The sequence below is a fragment of the Micromonospora sp. WMMD730 genome (assembly GCF_049178955.1).
GTDB lineage: Bacteria > Actinomycetota > Actinomycetes > Mycobacteriales > Micromonosporaceae > Micromonospora > Micromonospora wenchangensis.
Genome location: NZ_JBMHML010000002.1, coordinates 877877 through 894240 on the forward strand (window position 1 = coordinate 877877; position 16364 = coordinate 894240).

General features: G+C 73.3%; 12 protein-coding genes. 4 read left to right on the forward strand and 8 right to left on the reverse strand.

The window, feature by feature from the left end:
- Nucleotides 1-13: 13 nt before the first annotated feature.
- From ACN265_RS04085 to pta, 3 genes are read right to left on the reverse strand one after another with little or no spacing between them, the layout of a single operon-like run.
- Nucleotides 14-916 carry an alpha/beta hydrolase family protein gene (locus ACN265_RS04085; protein WP_421406072.1) on the reverse strand — a complete coding sequence of 301 codons (903 nt, stop codon included), beginning with the start codon at nucleotides 914-916 and terminating at the stop codon, nucleotides 14-16.
- Between the two features lie 57 nt (nucleotides 917-973).
- On the reverse strand, nucleotides 974-2125 hold the full coding sequence (locus ACN265_RS04090) for an acetate/propionate family kinase (RefSeq protein ID WP_421406073.1): 1152 nt from the start codon (nucleotides 2123-2125) through the stop codon (nucleotides 974-976).
- Nucleotides 2122-4197, reverse strand: a complete 2076-nt coding sequence (gene pta / locus ACN265_RS04095) for a phosphate acetyltransferase (protein ID WP_421406074.1) — start codon at nucleotides 4195-4197, stop codon at nucleotides 2122-2124. Before pta ends, ACN265_RS04090 begins: the two co-directional genes overlap by 4 nt.
- Nucleotides 4198-4446: 249 nt before the next feature.
- Here pta and ACN265_RS04100 point away from each other — a divergent pair, with 249 nt between their 5' ends.
- Both ACN265_RS04100 and ACN265_RS04105 read left to right on the forward strand, forming a co-directional pair.
- Nucleotides 4447-5052 (forward strand): hypothetical protein, encoded by a 606-nt coding sequence (locus ACN265_RS04100; protein WP_420119236.1) that lies wholly within the window; start codon nucleotides 4447-4449, stop codon nucleotides 5050-5052.
- Entirely contained in the window at nucleotides 5045-7255 is a 2211-nt protein-coding gene (locus ACN265_RS04105) for a bifunctional polysaccharide deacetylase/glycosyltransferase family 2 protein (protein ID WP_421406075.1), read from the forward strand. The genes ACN265_RS04100 and ACN265_RS04105 overlap by 8 nt, the downstream gene beginning before the upstream one ends.
- A gap of 73 nt (nucleotides 7256-7328) precedes the next feature.
- On the opposite strand, the gene ACN265_RS04110 is transcribed toward ACN265_RS04105, so the two are convergent.
- From ACN265_RS04110 to ACN265_RS04130, 5 genes are all read right to left on the reverse strand, one after another.
- Nucleotides 7329-7508, reverse strand: coding sequence for a DUF6104 family protein (locus tag ACN265_RS04110; protein ID WP_091241170.1), 180 nt, complete (start codon nucleotides 7506-7508; stop codon nucleotides 7329-7331).
- Between the two features lie 74 nt (nucleotides 7509-7582).
- Entirely contained in the window at nucleotides 7583-11413 is a 3831-nt protein-coding gene (locus tag ACN265_RS04115; RefSeq protein WP_421406076.1) for a multifunctional oxoglutarate decarboxylase/oxoglutarate dehydrogenase thiamine pyrophosphate-binding subunit/dihydrolipoyllysine-residue succinyltransferase subunit, read from the reverse strand.
- A 305-nt stretch (nucleotides 11414-11718) separates the two neighbouring features.
- Nucleotides 11719-12543 (reverse strand): ABC transporter permease, encoded by an 825-nt coding sequence (locus tag ACN265_RS04120; RefSeq protein ID WP_204926853.1) that lies wholly within the window; start codon nucleotides 12541-12543, stop codon nucleotides 11719-11721.
- Entirely contained in the window at nucleotides 12540-13472 is a 933-nt protein-coding gene (locus ACN265_RS04125) for an ABC transporter ATP-binding protein (protein WP_204926854.1), read from the reverse strand. Before ACN265_RS04125 ends, ACN265_RS04120 begins: the two co-directional genes overlap by 4 nt.
- A 151-nt stretch (nucleotides 13473-13623) precedes the next feature.
- Nucleotides 13624-14289 (reverse strand): hypothetical protein, encoded by a 666-nt coding sequence (locus ACN265_RS04130; protein WP_421406077.1) that lies wholly within the window; start codon nucleotides 14287-14289, stop codon nucleotides 13624-13626.
- A 200-nt stretch (nucleotides 14290-14489) separates the two neighbouring features.
- Here ACN265_RS04130 and ACN265_RS04135 point away from each other — a divergent pair, with 200 nt between their 5' ends.
- Together ACN265_RS04135 and ACN265_RS04140 are read left to right on the forward strand one after the other, a co-directional pair.
- Complete coding sequence (locus ACN265_RS04135; protein WP_421406079.1) at nucleotides 14490-15269, forward strand: GNAT family N-acetyltransferase; 780 nt, start codon at nucleotides 14490-14492, stop codon at nucleotides 15267-15269.
- Nucleotides 15266-16228 (forward strand): lysophospholipid acyltransferase family protein, encoded by a 963-nt coding sequence (locus tag ACN265_RS04140; protein ID WP_421406081.1) that lies wholly within the window; start codon nucleotides 15266-15268, stop codon nucleotides 16226-16228. Before ACN265_RS04135 ends, ACN265_RS04140 begins: the two co-directional genes overlap by 4 nt.
- Nucleotides 16229-16364: the final 136 nt, after the last annotated feature.

A 16364-nucleotide genomic window follows, 5' to 3' on the forward strand; every position in this document is an offset into this window, starting at 1 on the left:
GCTGCCCGGCGGGCTACGGTCCGGCGTCGGCCAACCGGTCGTCGAGGGTGGTGACGCCGGGGCGGGTGGCGTCGGTGCGCAGCCGCCGGCCGGCGTCCCGGTCGTCGTAGAGGGTCCAGCGCAGGAAGTCGGTGACGGTGGCGAGCACCTGCTCGAAGCCCGGACGCCCCGGGGTGAGGTATTCGCCGTGACCCTGCCCGAGCACGCTGAGGAACGCCTTCGGGCCGCCCGCCCGCCGGTAGCCGGCCCGGCCGACGGCCAGCGGCACCACCGGGTCGGCGGTGCCGTGCACGAACAACAGCGGTGCGCTCGGCCCGGCGAAGGCGCCGGCCAGTCCACCCCCGGCGATGATCACGCCGGAGCGCAGCCGGGCCGGATGGCCGGAGGTGAACATGCCGGCCGTGGTGAAGCCGCCCGCCGAGTGCCCGGTCGCCGCGAACCGGCCCACGTCCAGGTGCCCGGCGAGCGGGTCACCGGCGCGGGCGTCCAACCGGACCAGGTGCCGGATCACCCGCCAGCCGTCGGCGGGCTGGTTACGGACGTCGGCGCGGCTGAACCGGGCCGCCCGCCGGTTGGTGTACGGGTAGGTCGGCGCGGCCACCACGAAACCGGCGGCGGCCCACCTGACGGCCAACGCGGCGTGCAGCTCGGGGAGGCTGTGCAGGCCGTGGCTGTGCAGCACCACCGGGAACCGGCCCGGGGCGACCCGGCCACCCACGCTCGGGTACCAGAGCGTCACCGGCAGCGGGCGCGGCCCGGCCGGGTCGACGGTGAACGTGCGCACCGCGACCGGCAGGGCGTGGTCCGGGGCGTGCCGGGCCGGCGGCGGTGGCGGCGGGTCGGTGGCGGCGGCGGCCGGGCCGCAGCCGGCGAGCAGCGCGGCCAGCACCACGGCGCACAGCCGCCTCACCCCCATGCCTGCACGGTAGGCGGTCGACGGACCGGTCCGGCCCGGCCGTCCGGACGACGGTGGTCACCGCCCCGGTCGGTCCGGCTCCACCGCTCGGTCCGCCCCGGCCAGCACCGCGCGGGTCTGCCGGGCGATCTCCCGCTCCTCGTCGGTGCCGACCACGCAGACGCTGACCGGCGCGCCGGCTGGGGAGATCACCCGGTCGCCGGTGCCGGCGTTGCGGTCGGGGTCGACGGCGATGCCGAGCCGGTCCAGTCCGGCCAGGGCGGCGGCCCGTACCTCGGGGGAGTGCTCGCCAACCCCGGCGGTGAAGGTGATCGCGTCCGCCCCGCCCAGCAGCGCGTGGTAGGCCCCGACGTAGCCGGTGATCCGCCGGCAGTAGACGTCGAAGGCGAGGACCGCGGCGGGATCTCCGGCGGCCCGACGGGACTGCACCTCCCGCATGTCGTTGGCCCCGGTCAGCCCGAGCAGCCCGCTGCGGTGGTTGAGCAGGTCGTCGATCTCGTCGACCCCCATCCCGCCCTCGCGGCGCAGGTGGAAGATCACCGTCGGGTCGAGGTCTCCGCTGCGGGTGCCCATCACCAGCCCCTCCAGCGGTGACATCCCCATCGAGGTGGCCACGCTGCGTCCGCCGTCCACCGCGCAGGCGCTCGCCCCGTTGCCCAGGTGCAGGCTGATCGTGCGCAGCCGGTCGTACGGCCGGTCGAGCAGCTCGGCGGTGCGCCGTGACACGTACGCGTGGGAGGTGCCGTGGAAGCCGTACCGGCGGATGTCGTGGCGGCGGGCGGTGTCCAGGTCGATGGCGTACGTGGCGGCGGACTCGGGCAGGGTGTGGTGGAACGCGGTGTCGAAGACCGCCGCCTGGGCGACGTCCGGCAGGAGTTCCCGGGTGACCTCGATGCCGGCCAGGTTGGCCGGGTTGTGCAGGGGTGCCAGCGGCACCAGCTCCCCGATCGCGGCGACGACCGCGTCGTCGATCCGCACCGGCGCGCTGAACCGTCGGCCGCCGTGCACCACCCGGTGCCCGACGGCGGTCAGCCCGGTCAGGTCGAGCCGGCCGAGGACGTCCCGGACGGCGGTGGCGTGGTCGGGCGGGCCGCCGCCCGGCTCGCCGATCCGCTCCACGGTGCCGGAGTCGACGGTCGACTCCCCGGCGTAGAGCCGGTACTTCACCGACGACGACCCGCAGTTGAGCACCAGCACCCGGTCGGTCACGACCCCTCCTCCGACGATCCGGCCGCCTGGATGGCGGTGATCGCCACGGTGTTGACGATGTCGGCGACCTTCGCGCCCCGGGACAGGTCGTTGACGGGTCGGCGCAGGCCCTGCATCACCGGGCCGACGGCCACCGCCCCCGCCGACCGCTGCACCGCCTTGTACGTGTTGTTGCCGGTGTTGAGGTCCGGGAAGATGAACACGGTGGCCCGCCCGGCGACGGTGCTGCTCGGCAGCTTCGTCGCCGCGACCTGCGGGTCGATCGCCGCGTCGTACTGGATCGGCCCCTCGACCAGCAGGTCGGGCCGGCGCTCGCGGACCAGCCTGGTGGCGGCGGCGACCTTCTCCACGTCGGCTCCCGCGCCGGAGTCCCCGGTCGAGTACGACAGCATCGCCACCCGGGGTTCGATGCCGAACCGGGCCGCCGTGTCGGCCGAGGAGATGGCGATGTCGGCGAGCTGGGCGGCGTCCGGATCGGGGTTGACCGCACAGTCGCCGTAGACCAGCACCCGGTCGGCGAGCAGCATGAAGAACACGCTCGACGCCACCGAGACGCCCGGCACGGTACGGACGATCTCGAAGGCGGGACGGATGGTGGCGGCGGTGGTGTGGGTGGCCCCGGAGACCATCCCGTCGGCGTGCCCGGTGGCCACCATCATGGTGCCGAAGTAGTTGGGTTGGGCCACGATGTCGTGCGCGATCTCGGCGGTGACGCCCCGGTGGGCGCGCAGCGCCGCGTACCGGGTGGCGAACTCGTCCCGCCAGGCGCTGCCGGCCGGGTCGACCACCTGCGCGCCGGTCAGGTCGATGCCCAGCTCGCGGGTGCGGCGGGCCACCTCGTCGGGGCGGCCGAGCAGGGTCAGGTCGGCGACCCCCCGGCGGAGCAGGATCTCGGTGGCCCGCAGGATGCGCTCGTCGGTGCCCTCGGGCAGCACCAGCCGGCGGCGGTCGGCGCGGGCCCGGTCGATCAGGTCGTACTCGAACATCAGCGGGGTGACCCGCTCGGAGCGGCTGACCCGCAGCCGGCGGGCCAGGTCGACGGTGTCGACGTGACCCTCGAACGCGCCGAGCGCGGCCTCCACCTTGCGCGGGTTGGCCGGGCCGGGCCGGCCCTCGATGTGACTGGACGCCTCGACCGTGTCGTAGCTGTCGCTGGTCACCGAGAGCACAGCGAAGCCGGTGTTGAGCCGTTCGACCAGGCGCATCGCCCGGGGGTCGGGCTGTTCGCCGAGGGTGAGCACCACGCCGGCCAGCGAGACCTGCCCGGCGACGTGCGCGGTGGCCGCCGCGACCAGCAGGTCGGCCCGGTCGCCCGGGGTGATCACCAGGGCCCCCTCGGTGAGGTGGTCGAGCAGGGTCGGCACGTGCGCCGCGCCGACCACGTAGTCGAGCACGTCCCGGCCGAGGGCGGCGTCGTCGCCGGCCAGCAGGGTCGCGTCGAGCGCCGCCGCCACCTCGGCCACCGTCGGCGCCGACACGCTCGGCACCTCCGGGATGGCGTACGCGGGGACGGGCAGCTCCGGCAGGGTCAGCGCCCCGGTCACCCGGTTGGCGATCACCGCCAGCACCGTCGCGCCCAGGTCGGCCAGATCGTGGTACGCCCCGCGTGCCGCCGCCGTGACCGCCTCCGGCTGCTGCCCGAAGCCGTCGACCACGGGCACCACCACGCTGCCGAACTCGGTGGCCAGCCGGGCGTTGAAGGCCAGTTCCCGGGGGCCGGCGGTGTCCCCGCCGTCGGTGAAGTCGCTGCCCACCACGATCACCGCCGGGCAGCGCCGTTCCACCGCCCGGTACCGCTCGACGATCCGGGAGATCAGCTCCTCCCGCCGGCCGTCGGCGACCAGGGCCGCCGCCTCGGTGTACGTGGTGCCGGTCAGGTCGGCCTGGGGCAGGTCGATCCGGTAGCGGTCGTGCAGCAGGGCGAGGATCGGGTCGTCGCCGGTGTCGGAGACCAGCGGCCGGAACACGCCGATCCGTTCGACCTGCCGGGAGAGGAGTTCCGCGAGGCCGAGGGCGATGGTCGACTTACCCCCGCCGGACCCCACGCTGGTCAGGTAGACGCTGCGGGCCACGGCACCACCCTAGGAGATCACGTCGTGTCCCGCCCGGGACCTTCGCCCTGAACCGTCGCCGGCAGGTGCCCGCAGGTGCGACCCGAGTCTCATTAGTGGGACGGGCTGGAAGCTGAGTGATCCTCGTGCCTAAACTCGCATCCCATGACTGCCGACCGCCTGAGCAGGAAGAATGCGCCATCCAAAGGATCGAAGCCCATGGGCGCGCTCGGTGGTTGGTCGGCTGTCGATCCACATCGTACCGATGACGTGACGGTAGTCGATGGGCCGACCGTGGTGCTCGACCGCACCGCCGGCCCGACCGACGGCCCCACCGCGTTGATCGCCGCCGTACCCCCGCCCGTCCCCGTCTTCGTCGACCCCAGCGGCCGACGCCACTCCCGGCTGCGCTGGCTCGCGTACGCCCTGGGGCTGGTGGTCCTGATCTACTCCGGGCTGGTCGGGATCAGCTTCGCCGGGGGCATCGCCCCGCACGCGGTGCTCCCCTTCGTCGACGAGGTCGCGCAGCCCGAGCGGTCGTCGCCGCCGGCCCCGACGGCCACCACCACCCCGGCCACCCCCGCCACGACCACCGGCGCCGTGGCACCGAGCGTCGCCCCCCGGGCGCCCCGGGGGAGCGGGCCGGCCGTCGCCCCGGTCACCCCGTCCGCCACCGGCGGCACCGTCAGCCCCTCGCCGTCGCCGAGCGCCAGCCGGTCGCCGAGCCGCAGCCCGGCCACCTCCACGGCGTCGCCCCGACCGACCCGGTCGACGCCGCAGGCCACGACGCCGAACCCGCCGACGCCCACCGACGAGCCGCCCGCCCTGCCCGATCCGCTCCCCGGCGGTGCCGAGGGCGTCCGCGTCGATGGCTGAGCCCGCTGCGCCGACCACCCGCCGGCGCTCACCCGGGCCGACCCGTCGCCGCGCACCCGGCCCGGCCCGACGACGCCGGCCGGTGCCGCAGCCGAGCGGAATCCTGCTGGGCACGGTGCTCGCGCTGCTGGCCGGTGTGCTGCTGGTCGGCGCGTACGCCAACGCCTCCTTCGCCCCCGACCGCCGGGACAGCGTCGCCGGGCAGCGGGAGGTGCCCACCTCGGTGGTGACCGGCGGGCCGATCATCAGCGCCAGCAGCGAGCTGGTCCGCTCCTACCGGCTGCCGCCGCGCACCATCGCGTTGACCTTCGACGACGGCCCCCACCCGGTCTGGACCCGCGAGGTGCTCAAGGTCCTGGCCGCCCACCAGGTCAAGGGCACGTTCTTCGTACTGGGCTCGCAGGTCGCCCGGCACCCCGAGGTGGCCCGCGAGCTGACCGACGGCGGGCACCAGCTCGGCGTGCACACCTTCACCCACCCTGACCTCGCCGAACTGCCGGCGTGGCGGCAACGCCTGGAGTACGCCCAGACCCAGCTCGCCGTGGCCGGGGCCACCGGCATGCGGACCTCGCTGGTGCGCTTCCCGTACTCCTCGCATCCGGGGGCGATCGACAACCGGGACTGGCCGGTGGTCACCGCCGCCGGTGACCTGGGCTACCTCACCTTCCTCAACGACACCGACAGCCAGGACTGGTCGCTGCCCGGAGTGGACCGGATCGTCGAGAACGCCGCCCCCGACGGGGACTCCGGTGCGGTCACCCTCTGGCACGACGCCGGCGGTGACCGGTCGCAGACCGTCGCCGCCCTCGACCGGTTCATTCCGATGATGAAGGAACGGGGGTACCGGTTCGTCACCGCGACCGAGGGGCTGAACCTCGCCTTCGCCGCCGCCGGGGTCGACCACCGGATGGACGCCGCCACCCCCGCCGGCACCGGGGAACGGTGGCGTGGCCGGACGCTGATCTGGGCGGTGCAGGGCGCCGACCGCATGCTGACCGTGTTCGGTGTGCTCTTCGTCGTCGTCGGCGTGCTCACCGTGGGCCGTACCCTCGTGTTGTTCGTGCTGGCCGGACGGCACGCCCGACGGCGGCGGGCCAGGGACTGGAGCTGGGGGCCGCCGGTCACCGCGCCGGTCTCGGTGATCGTCCCGGCGTACAACGAGAAGGAGGGGATCGCGGCGGCGGTCCGCTCCCTGGCCGGCGGCGACCATCCGGGCGGGATCGAGGTGATCGTCGTCGACGACGGCTCCACCGACGGCACCGCCGACATCGTCGACGCGCTCGGCCTGCCCAACGTCCGGGTGGTCCGCAAGCCCAACGGCGGCAAGCCCAGCGCCCTGAACACCGGCCTGGCGCTGGCCCGGCACGACCTGATCGTGATGGTCGACGGGGACACCGTCTTCGAGCCCGACGCGGTCCGCCGGCTGGTGCAGCCCTTCGCCGACCCACAGGTCGGCGCGGTGGCCGGCAACGTCAAGGTCGGCAACCGGCGCAGCCTGATCGCCAAGTGGCAGCACATCGAGTACGTCATCGGGTTCAACCTCGACCGGCGGCTCTACGAGACGCTGCGCTGCATGTCCACCGTGCCGGGCGCGATCGGCGGGTTCCGGCGGGAGGCGCTGCGCTACGCCGGGGGGATGACCGACGACACCCTCGCCGAGGACACCGACATCACCATCGCCCTGGGCCGGGCCGGCTGGAAGGTGGTCTACGAGGAGACCGCCCGCGCCTGGACGGAGGCCCCGGCGACCATGGGACAGCTCTGGAAACAGCGCTACCGGTGGAGCTACGGCACCATGCAGGCGATGTGGAAGCACCGGCGCTCGGTGCTCGACCGGGGCGCGTCCGGCCGGTTCACCAGGCGCTGCCTGTTCTTCCTCAGCCTCTTCGGGGTGCTGCTGCCGCTGCTCGCGCCGGTGATCGACCTGCTGGCCCTGTACGGCCTGTTCTTCCTCGACCGCCGGGCCACGGCGGTGGCCTGGCTGGTCATGCTCGGCGTGCAGACCCTCACCGCCGTGGTGGCGTTCCGGCTGGACCGGGAGAAGCTCGGGGTGCTGTGGGTGCTGCCCCTGCAACAGTTCGTCTACCGGCAGCTGATGTACCTGGTGATGGTGCAGGCGGTGGTCACCGCGCTGACCGGCGGGCGGCTGGGCTGGCAGAAGCTGCGGCGTACCGGCCTGGAGCCGGCGGTGCGCAACGGCTGACCGCCCCCGGGTCCGGTGCGGGGCCCGGGGTGCGCGCCCGCGTTCCGCCCGTCCCGGGGGGCCGCCGCCGGGATCAGTCCTCGTCGAGGTCGTCGAGGCGGGCCAGCCAGGTGGCGAAGCGCTCGATCGGCGTCTCGAACTCGGGGTTGAGGTCGACGAAGTCGCGCAGCCGCTCGCCCAGCCACTCCAGGGTGACCTGCTCGTCGCCCCGGCGCTGCACCAGCTCCTCGATCCCACGATCGGTGAAGTACACCGTGTTCCTCGTTCCTCGCTGACGGGCCCGGCCCGCCCCCTGACAGGGGGGCGGGCCGGGTGGGTCGGAATGGATCAGGGGCGGGGCAGCGCGGCGTCGATCAGCGCGGTCTGCTCCACCTCGTGCATCTTGGCCGAGCCGACCGCCGGGGCGGCGGCGGCGGGCCGGGAGATGCGACGCAGCCGGACGTCGGCCAGGTGCTCCAGCAGGTTGAGCGCGACGAAGCTCCACGCCCCCTGGTTGGCCGGCTCCTCCTGCACCCAGGCGAAGTCCTCCGCGTTCGGGTACGCCGCCAGCGCGTCCCGGATCGCCTGCACCGGCAGCGGGTAGAGCTGCTCGATCCGGATGATCGCGGTGTCGGTGACACCCCGTTCCTGCCGTGCCTGGAACAGGTCGTAGTAGACCTTGCCCGAGCAGAGCAGCACCCGCTTGACCTGCTCGGCCGCGGGCGCGGCGGTGTCGGCCAGCACCGGGGCGAAGGTGCCGGTGGTGAAGTCCTCCACCGGGCTGACGCAGAGCTTGTGCCGCAGCAGCGACTTCGGCGTGAACACCACCAGCGGCTTGCGCTTGGGCGACAGGGCCTGCCGTCGCAGCAGGTGGAAGTAGTTCGCCGGGGTGGTCGGGATGGCCACCCGCATGTTGTCCTCGGCGCACATCTGCAGGAACCGCTCGGGACGGCCGGAGGTGTGGTCCGGGCCCTGCCCCTCGTGGCCGTGCGGCAGCAGCAGGGTGACCGCGGAACGCTGGCCCCACTTCACCTCGCCGGAGGAGATGAACTCGTCGATCACCGACTGGGCGCCGTTGACGAAGTCACCGAACTGCGCCTCCCAGCAGACCAGCGCGTTGACGTTCTCCACCGAGTAGCCGTACTCGAAGCCCATCGCCGCGTACTCGCTCAGCAGCGAGTCGTGCACGAAGAACCGGGACCGCTCGCCGTCGGCGGTGAGCGACTTCAGCGGCAGGTGGTCCTCGCCGGTCTTGGCGTCGACGATCGAGGCGTGCCGCTGGACGAAGGTGCCCCGGCGGGAGTCCTGCCCGGCGAGCCGGACGGTGACCCCGTCGTGCAGCAGCGCGCCGAACGCGATGATCTCGCCGTACCCCCAGTCGATGTTGCCCTCGGCGGACATCCTGGCCCGCCGGTCGAGCAACTGCTGGATGCGCTTGTGCGGGGTGAAGCCCTCGGGCAGGTTGACGTGCGCCTCGCCGACGGCCTTGACCACGGCGGCGTCGGTGGCGGTCTGCACCTGCGGCTCCGGCTCCTCGGCGCGGCTGGGCCGGCTGACCTGGCGCGGGGTGGTGGCGGCGTCCCGGGTCGCCTTGAAGACCCGCTCCAGCTGCGCCTGGTAGTCGCGCAGCAGCTCCTCGGCGTCCTCGACGGTGATGTCGCCCCGGCCGATCAGCTCCTCGGTGTAGAGCTTGCGGACCGACCGCTTCGAGTCGATGATCTTGTACATCTGGGGGTTGGACATCGACGGGTCGTCGCCCTCGTTGTGCCCGCGCCGCCGGTAGCAGACCATGTCGATCACGACGTCCTTGTTGAACGCCTGCCGGTACTCGAACGCCAGCCGGGCCACCCGGACCACGGTCTCCGGGTCGTCGCCGTTGACGTGGAAGATCGGCGCCTGGATCATCCGGGCCACGTCGGTGCTGTAGAGGCTGGACCGGCTGTACTCCGGGGCGGTGGTGAAGCCGACCTGGTTGTTGACCACCACGTGCACGGTGCCGCCGGTGCGGTAACCACGCAGCTGGGACAGGTTGAGCGTCTCGGCGACGACCCCCTGGCCGGCGAACGCGGCGTCACCGTGCACCGCCAGCGGCAGCACGGTGTAACCCTCCAGCTTGAGGTCGATGCGGTCCTGCTTGGCCCGGACGATGCCCTCCAGCACCGGGTCCACCGCCTCCAGGTGCGACGGGTTCGCCACCACCGACACCTTGACCGAGTGGTCGCCGTCCGGCGTGGTGAACTTGCCGTTCTGACCCAGGTGGTACTTCACGTCGCCGGAGCCCTGGGTGGAGCGCGGGTCGAGGTGCCCCTCGAACTCCGAGAAGATCTTCTCGTACGGCTTGCCGACGATGTTGGCCAGCACGTTGAGCCGGCCCCGGTGCGCCATGCCGATGACGACCTCGTCCAAGCCGTCCTCGGCGGACGCCTCCAGCACCTCGCCGAGCAGCGGGATCAGCGACTCGCCACCCTCCAGCGAGAACCGCTTCTGGCCCACGTACTTGGTCTGTAGGAAGGTCTCGAACGCCTCGGCGGCGTTGAGCCGGTTGAGCACGTGCTTCTGCTCGTCGGCGGCCGGCTTCTCGTAGCGGCGCTCGATCCGCTCCTGGATCCAGCGGCGCTCCTCCGGGTCCTGGATGTGCATGTACTCGATGCCGAGCCGACGGCAGTACGAGTCGCGCAGCACGCCGAGGATCTCGCGCAGCTTCATCCGCTGCTTGCCGGCGAAGCCGTTGACCGGGAACGTGCGGTCGAGGTCCCACAGGGTCAGCCCGTGCTGGAGGACGTCCAGGTCGGGGTGCTTGCGGATGGTGAACTCCAGCGGGTCGGTGTCGGCCATCAGGTGGCCCCGGACCCGGTAGGCGTGGATCAGCTCGTGCACCCGCGCGGTCTTGTTGATCTGGCCCTCGGAGTCGACGGCCACGTCCCGCATCCAGCGCACCGGCTCGTACGGGATGCGCAGCGAGGTGAAGACCTCGTCGTAGAACCCGTGCTCACCGAGCAGCAGCTCGTGCATGACCTTGAGGAACTCGCCGGACTGCGCGCCCTGGATGATCCGGTGGTCGTACGTGCTGGTCAGCGTGATGATCTTGCTGACCGCCAGTTCGGCCAGGGTCGCCTCGCTCATCCCCTGGTACGGCGCGGGGTACTCCATCGCGCCGACCCCGATGATCGCGCTCTGCCCCTGCATCAGCCGGGGGATCGAGTGCACCGTGCCGATGCCGCCCGGGTTGGTCAGCGAGATCGTGGTGCCGCCGTGGTCCTCCATGGTCAGCTCGTTGCGGCGGGCGCGCCGGACCACGTCCTCGTACGCCTGCCAGAACTGCCGGAAGTCCATCTGCTCGCAGCCCTTGATGGACGGCACCACCAGGTTGCGGGAGCCGTCGGGCTTGGTCAGGTCGATGGCGATGCCCAGGTTGACGTGCTCCGGGCGGACCATCGCCGGCTTGCCGTCCACCTCGGCGAAGGAGTTGTTCAGCTCCGGGTGCGCGACCACGGCCCGGACCAGCGCGTATCCGATCAGGTGGGTGAAGCTGACCTTGCCGCCGCGCCCCCGGGCGAGGTGGTTGTTGATCACGATGCGGTTGTCGACCAGCAGCTTGGCCGGGACCGCGCGCACGCTGGTGGCGGTCGGCACGGACAGTGAGGCGTCCATGTTCTGCACGATCCGCGCGGCCACCCCGCGCAGCGGCGTGGTGCCGGGGGCGCTGGCCGTCGACGCCTTCGCCGCCGGCTTGGCCGGGGCGGCCTTCCCGGTGGTCGCCGGCTTCGCGGCGGACCCGGGGGCGGTCTTCGCGGTGGCCGGCTTCGGGGCGGTGGCCGGCTCGGCGGTGGCGGTCGGCTTGGTGGCGGCCGGCCTGGTGGCTGGCGGCTTGGTGGCGGGGGCCGGCCTGGTGCTGGCGGCCGGCTTGGCGTCGGCCGTCGCCGCCTTCGCGGCGGGCCCGGTCGCGACGGTGGCGACCGGCTCCTGCTGCTCGGCCGGCTCCGGCGTCGCCGCAGCGCCGTCAGCCGGGCGCGGGGTCGCCGCGCCCGGGGCGGGTCGGTAGTCGGCGAAGAAGTCGTGCCAGGCCGAGTCGACGCTCGACGGGTCGGCGAGGTAGCGCTGGTACATCTCCTCGACGATCCACTCGTTCGGACCGAAACCCGCCAGTGGGTTCTCCTGCGAAGTCTGCTGGGTCGACACGGCCGGTAATCGCCTCTTTCACGCGGGTCTGTGTGTCACGCGGTGTCCGCCGTCGTCCGTACGTGCATGTGGACGGGCGACGGCTCCCAGGCTACGCCGCAGAAATACCATAGGCATTTCCGCCTCCAAGGGGTGTGCGGTTTCACAGAAGAAACCGAAAGTCAATCAGCTCTTCGTGTTCCGATGACTCCTTACCGCAGTGGCGCCGGGTGGTGCGTCACCCGGCCGCACCAACGGGGCCGCCCGAAAAGACGCCGGCCCGGCGCGACGGGTCGTCGCGCCGGGCCGGCCGGGAACGGGTCGGGTCAGGAGATGTCCCGCCGCCGCATGGTGAGCGTGCCGATCGCGCCGGCCACCACCGCGTACCCGATGAGGACCACCGCACCCGCCCAACGCGGCGGGTTGCCCGGGATCTCGGTCCCGCTGACCATCAGCGACGACGCCAGCGACGGCACCAGCACCTGGAGGTCGTTGATCCAGTCGCCCCAGCGGGCGGCCAGGATGCTGATCGCGATGGCCGCGCCGACCGCGCCACCCAGGTAGAGCAGGATGCCGGTGACCGTGGCACCGATCTGGCTGCGGATCAGCACCCCGATCCCGACGCCGAGCACCGACCAGAGCAGGTACGCCAGGCCGTTGAGCGCGGTGGCCCGCCAGACCGCGCCGCTGCCGAGCTGCGAGCCCAGGTCGACGCTGTTCATCACCAGTGCCCCGAAGGCCAGGTTGAACACGGTGGTGACCAGCCAGAACAGCACGGCCAGAATGGCCGCGGCGGCCAGCTTGGCCAGCATCACCGCCGTGCGGTGCGGCACGGTGAGGAAGGTGGTGGTGACCGTCTGGTGGAAGAACTCGCTGGTCACCACGATGATGCCGAGCAGCATCACGATCATCAGGCCGAAGAACTGCCCGTTGGTGTAGACGTTGGCGGCCAGGCTGTCCACCGACTGCGCCGCCTGGATCTGGTCGGCCTGGTCGGCCGGCACGTCGCCGAAGTTGTTGTTGGCCAGCGCGTCGGTCTGCAACCAGTTGATCAGGGCGGTGAGCGCCCACAGCGGCACCGTGATCAGCCCGAAGATCCACCAGGTGCTGGTGGTACGGATCTTCAACAGCTCGGATCGGACGAGGTTCATCGGATGCCCGCCTTCCCGGCCGTCAGCTCCAGGAACACCCGCTCCAGGTCGGGTCGTTCCGGGGTCAGTTCGTGCAGCTCGACCTTGGCGGCCAGCGCGGCCCGGCCGATCGCCGGGGCGTCCACGCCGCTGACCAGCAGCACGCCGTGCTCGTCGGTCTCCACCGTGGCGGACTGCTCACGCAGCGCCACGGTCAGCTCCTCGGCCTGCGGGGTGCGCACCCGCACCCGGCCGCCCTGCGACATCGAGCCGAGCACCTGCTCGACCGGACCCTGCCGGATCAGCTTGCCGGCCGCGATGATCACCACGTCGTCGGCGAGGAGCTGCATCTCGGACAGCAGGTGGCTGGAGACCAGCACGGTCCGCCCCTCGTGGGCCAGCCCCTTGAGGAAGCCACGCATCCAACGGATGCCCTCCGGGTCGAGACCGTTGGCCGGCTCGTCGAGGATCAGCACCTGGGGGTTGCCGAGCATCGCGGCGGCGATGCCGAGCCGCTGCTTCATGCCCAACGAGTAGCCCTTGAACTTGCGCTTCGCCGCCGGGGTGAGCCCGACCAGGGCCAGCGCCTCGTCGGCCCGGCTCTTCGGCAGGCCGGCCGCCGCGCAGATCACCCGCAGGTGGTTGATGCCGGTACGGCCCTTGTGCGCGCTGGAGGCCTCCAGCACCGCGCCCACGTGCCGCAGCGGATCGGTCAGGTCGGCGTACCGCCGGCCCCCGATCGTCGCCGTGCCACCGGTCGGGGTGACCAGGTTCAGCAGCATCCGCAGGGTGGTCGTCTTACCCGCCCCGTTCGGGCCGAGGAAGCCGGTCACCCGACCGGGCTCGACCGTGAAGGACAAGTTGTCGACCGCCCGGACGTTCTTGTACTGCTTGGTCAAACCGGACACGACGATCTGGCCGGTGCTGGGGCTCCACTGCCCGTCGGACATCGTTCTCCTCCCGTGCGGCGGCGCGCGGGGCACCGCGTTCTGCGACGCCGTTGCGGAATGCGCCGCTGCCAGCCTTGCTGGTCAGGTCAAGTTACGCCATCAGCCCCGGTCGGTAGGCCCTGCTCCGACTCAGGCAGGAGCGGAGTCGTCCTCAGGGACGAGGCTCGGCGGGCAGCGCGACCCAGGTGGCGCGGGCCCGGCCCAGCAGCCCACCGGCACCGTCGTAGAGGCTGGTACGCACCACCGCCAGGCGTCCCTCGACGGTGTCCACCGCCCCGGTGACCACGTACTCCCCGCCCGGCGCGGGCAGCGCGTCCACCGTCACGGCGAGCCGGCCCAGCACGTACGGCCGGCCCGGGGCGATCACCGCCCAGCCCCCGGGGCAGTCCAGCGCCGCCCACACCGTCGGCGCGCTCACCCGGGCAGGCGTCCGCCACGGCGCGGCGGTCCGGCCGTCGGGCAGCCGCCCGGGGTATATCCGCAGGCCGTCCGGGTGCTCCGGGCCGCAGACGTAGCAGCCGGGGAAGGGGTGGTCCACCAGCCCCGGGTACGTCGCCGAGGCGGCCCGCGCGGTCGCCGGGTCCACCGGGGGAACCGGGGCGGGCGGATCACCGGCCGGGCGTACCTCGGCGACCAGGTGCCCCCCGGGGTCGCGCACGTCGCCGTCGGCGAGGGTGAGCGGGGCGTCCAGCGGCGGCGGGCGACGCAACGTCACCTCGACCGGCCCGTCCGCGCCGTACGCCCCGGCGAAGATCCCCGCGCTCCAGCCGCCGTTGCCCGTGCCGGGAGGCCCCTGGTACCGCGCCTCGATGATCATCGACCCTCCTCCACCGTGTCGTCGGCCCGGCCGGCCGGGCCCCCGCAGCAGCCTCGCACGCGCCGGCCACGCCTCCCGCCCGCCCCACCGACCCCGTGCGCCACCCTGGTCACGCCGGGGACCGGTCCCGCCGACAGGCGTTCACCGGATCGACACCCGTCCCCGGCCGACCGGCAACCCGGGGCACCTACACAGGTCCCATGGCTGTTCTGCATGCCGCTGGCGCACCCCTGACGACCAGTGGATACACCCTGCTGATCGCCGACGACCCGACCCAGGTCGCGGCCGCGCAACGCCTGCGCCACGAGGTGTTCGCCACCGAACTCGGCGCCACCCTGCGTCCGGGTGCCGCCGGGCTGGACACCGACGACCTCGACGTCCACTGCGACCACCTGATCGTCCGCGAGGAGCGCACCGGGGCGGTGGTCGGCACCTACCGGCTGCTGCCCCCCGGCCGCACCGACCGCCGGTACGCCGCCGGCGAGTTCGACCTGACCCCGCTCGAACCGCTGCGCGACCTGCTGGTCGAGACCGGCCGCTCCTGCGTCCACCCGGACCACCGCTCCGGCGCGGTGCTCAACCTGATGTGGGCGGGACTGACCCGCTACCTGCACCTGCGCGGGATGAACTGGCTGGGCGGCTGCGCCTCGGTGCCGGTCGACGACGACGGCTGGGCCGTCGCCGAGACGTGGGCGCTGGGCCGGACGGGGCACCTCGCGCCCCCGCTGATGCGGGTCCGTCCGCTGCGGCCGTGGTTCGCCGAGCCGGGTTCGGCGACACCGGCCTCGGCCACCGGGGACCCCGCCGGGCGGGCGTTGATCCCTCCGCTGGTCCGTGGCTACCTGCGGCTCGGCGCGTGGATCGCCGGGGAACCGGCGTACGACCCGGACTTCCGCTGTGCCGACTTCTACCTGCTGTTCTCGTTGGACCGGATGAACCCGCGCTACCGCCGGCACTTCCTCGGCGGGGTGACCCGGTGAGCGCCGAGTTGTGGCGCCCGACCGCCGGCTGCGGGCCGGACTGCCTGCCGGGGGAGGGCCGGGCCGGGGTGTCGCCCGGCCGGCAGGTGGCACGGCTGGTGGGCGTACTCGGGATGCTGCTGGCCGGGGCCGGCCTGACCGTACTGCTGCCGGTGCTGCCGGCGGCGCGGCGGGCGGCGGTGCTGCGGGCCTGGGCCCGGCGGACCGCCGGGGTGCTCGGGGTGCGGCTGGTGGTGCGCGGGCGGCTGCCCCGACGACGGGCACTGCTGGTCGCCAACCACGTCTCCTGGCTGGACGTGTTCGCGGTGCTGGCGGTCGCGCCGGCCCGGCTGCTGGCCAAGCGGGAGGTGCGGAGCTGGCCGGTGCTGGGACTGCTGGCCCGCGCCGGTGGCACGGTCTTCGTCGACCGGTCCCGGCCCCGGGACCTGCCGCGCACGGTGGCCCGGCTCGCGGCGATCCTGCGCGCCGGTCACCCGGTCACGGTCTTTCCCGAGGGTACGACCTGGTGCGGCATCGTCCCCCCGGCCGCCTGCCGGCCGCGCCGGGGCTTCCGGCCGGCGGTCTTCCAGGCGGCGGTCGACGCCGGCGCCCCCGTGGTGCCGCTACGGATCAGCTACCGCTGCGCTGCCACCGGGGCGACGACCACCACCGCGGCCTTCCTCGGCGACGACACGCTCTGGCGCTCGGTACGCCGGGTGCTGGCCGCCCGGGACCTGGTGGTCGACGTCGCGGTGACCGCCGCCCTGCACCCGGTCCCCGGGGCGGACCGTCGGGTGCTGGCCCGGGCCGCCGAGTCGGCCGTGCACCTGCTGCCGCCCCGACCGGCCGCCGGCCGCCCCACCCTGGCCGTCCTCGACCCGGTGGCCCCGCCCGGTTCGGTGGCCGCGTCGGGTTCGATGTCCGCGCCCGGTTCGGTGGCCGCGCCGGCTGTCGGGGCGGGCCTCGGCCTGGCCGCCTGACCCGAGGGCCGCGATCAGCCTGCGTGATCGACTCGTGGGGGCCGATGTTGCGGTGATCCAACCGCGGGATACCGCTGGATCGGCCCAGATGAGTTGATCATCCCGACCGGACGTGGGCCGGATGGGACGGTAACTC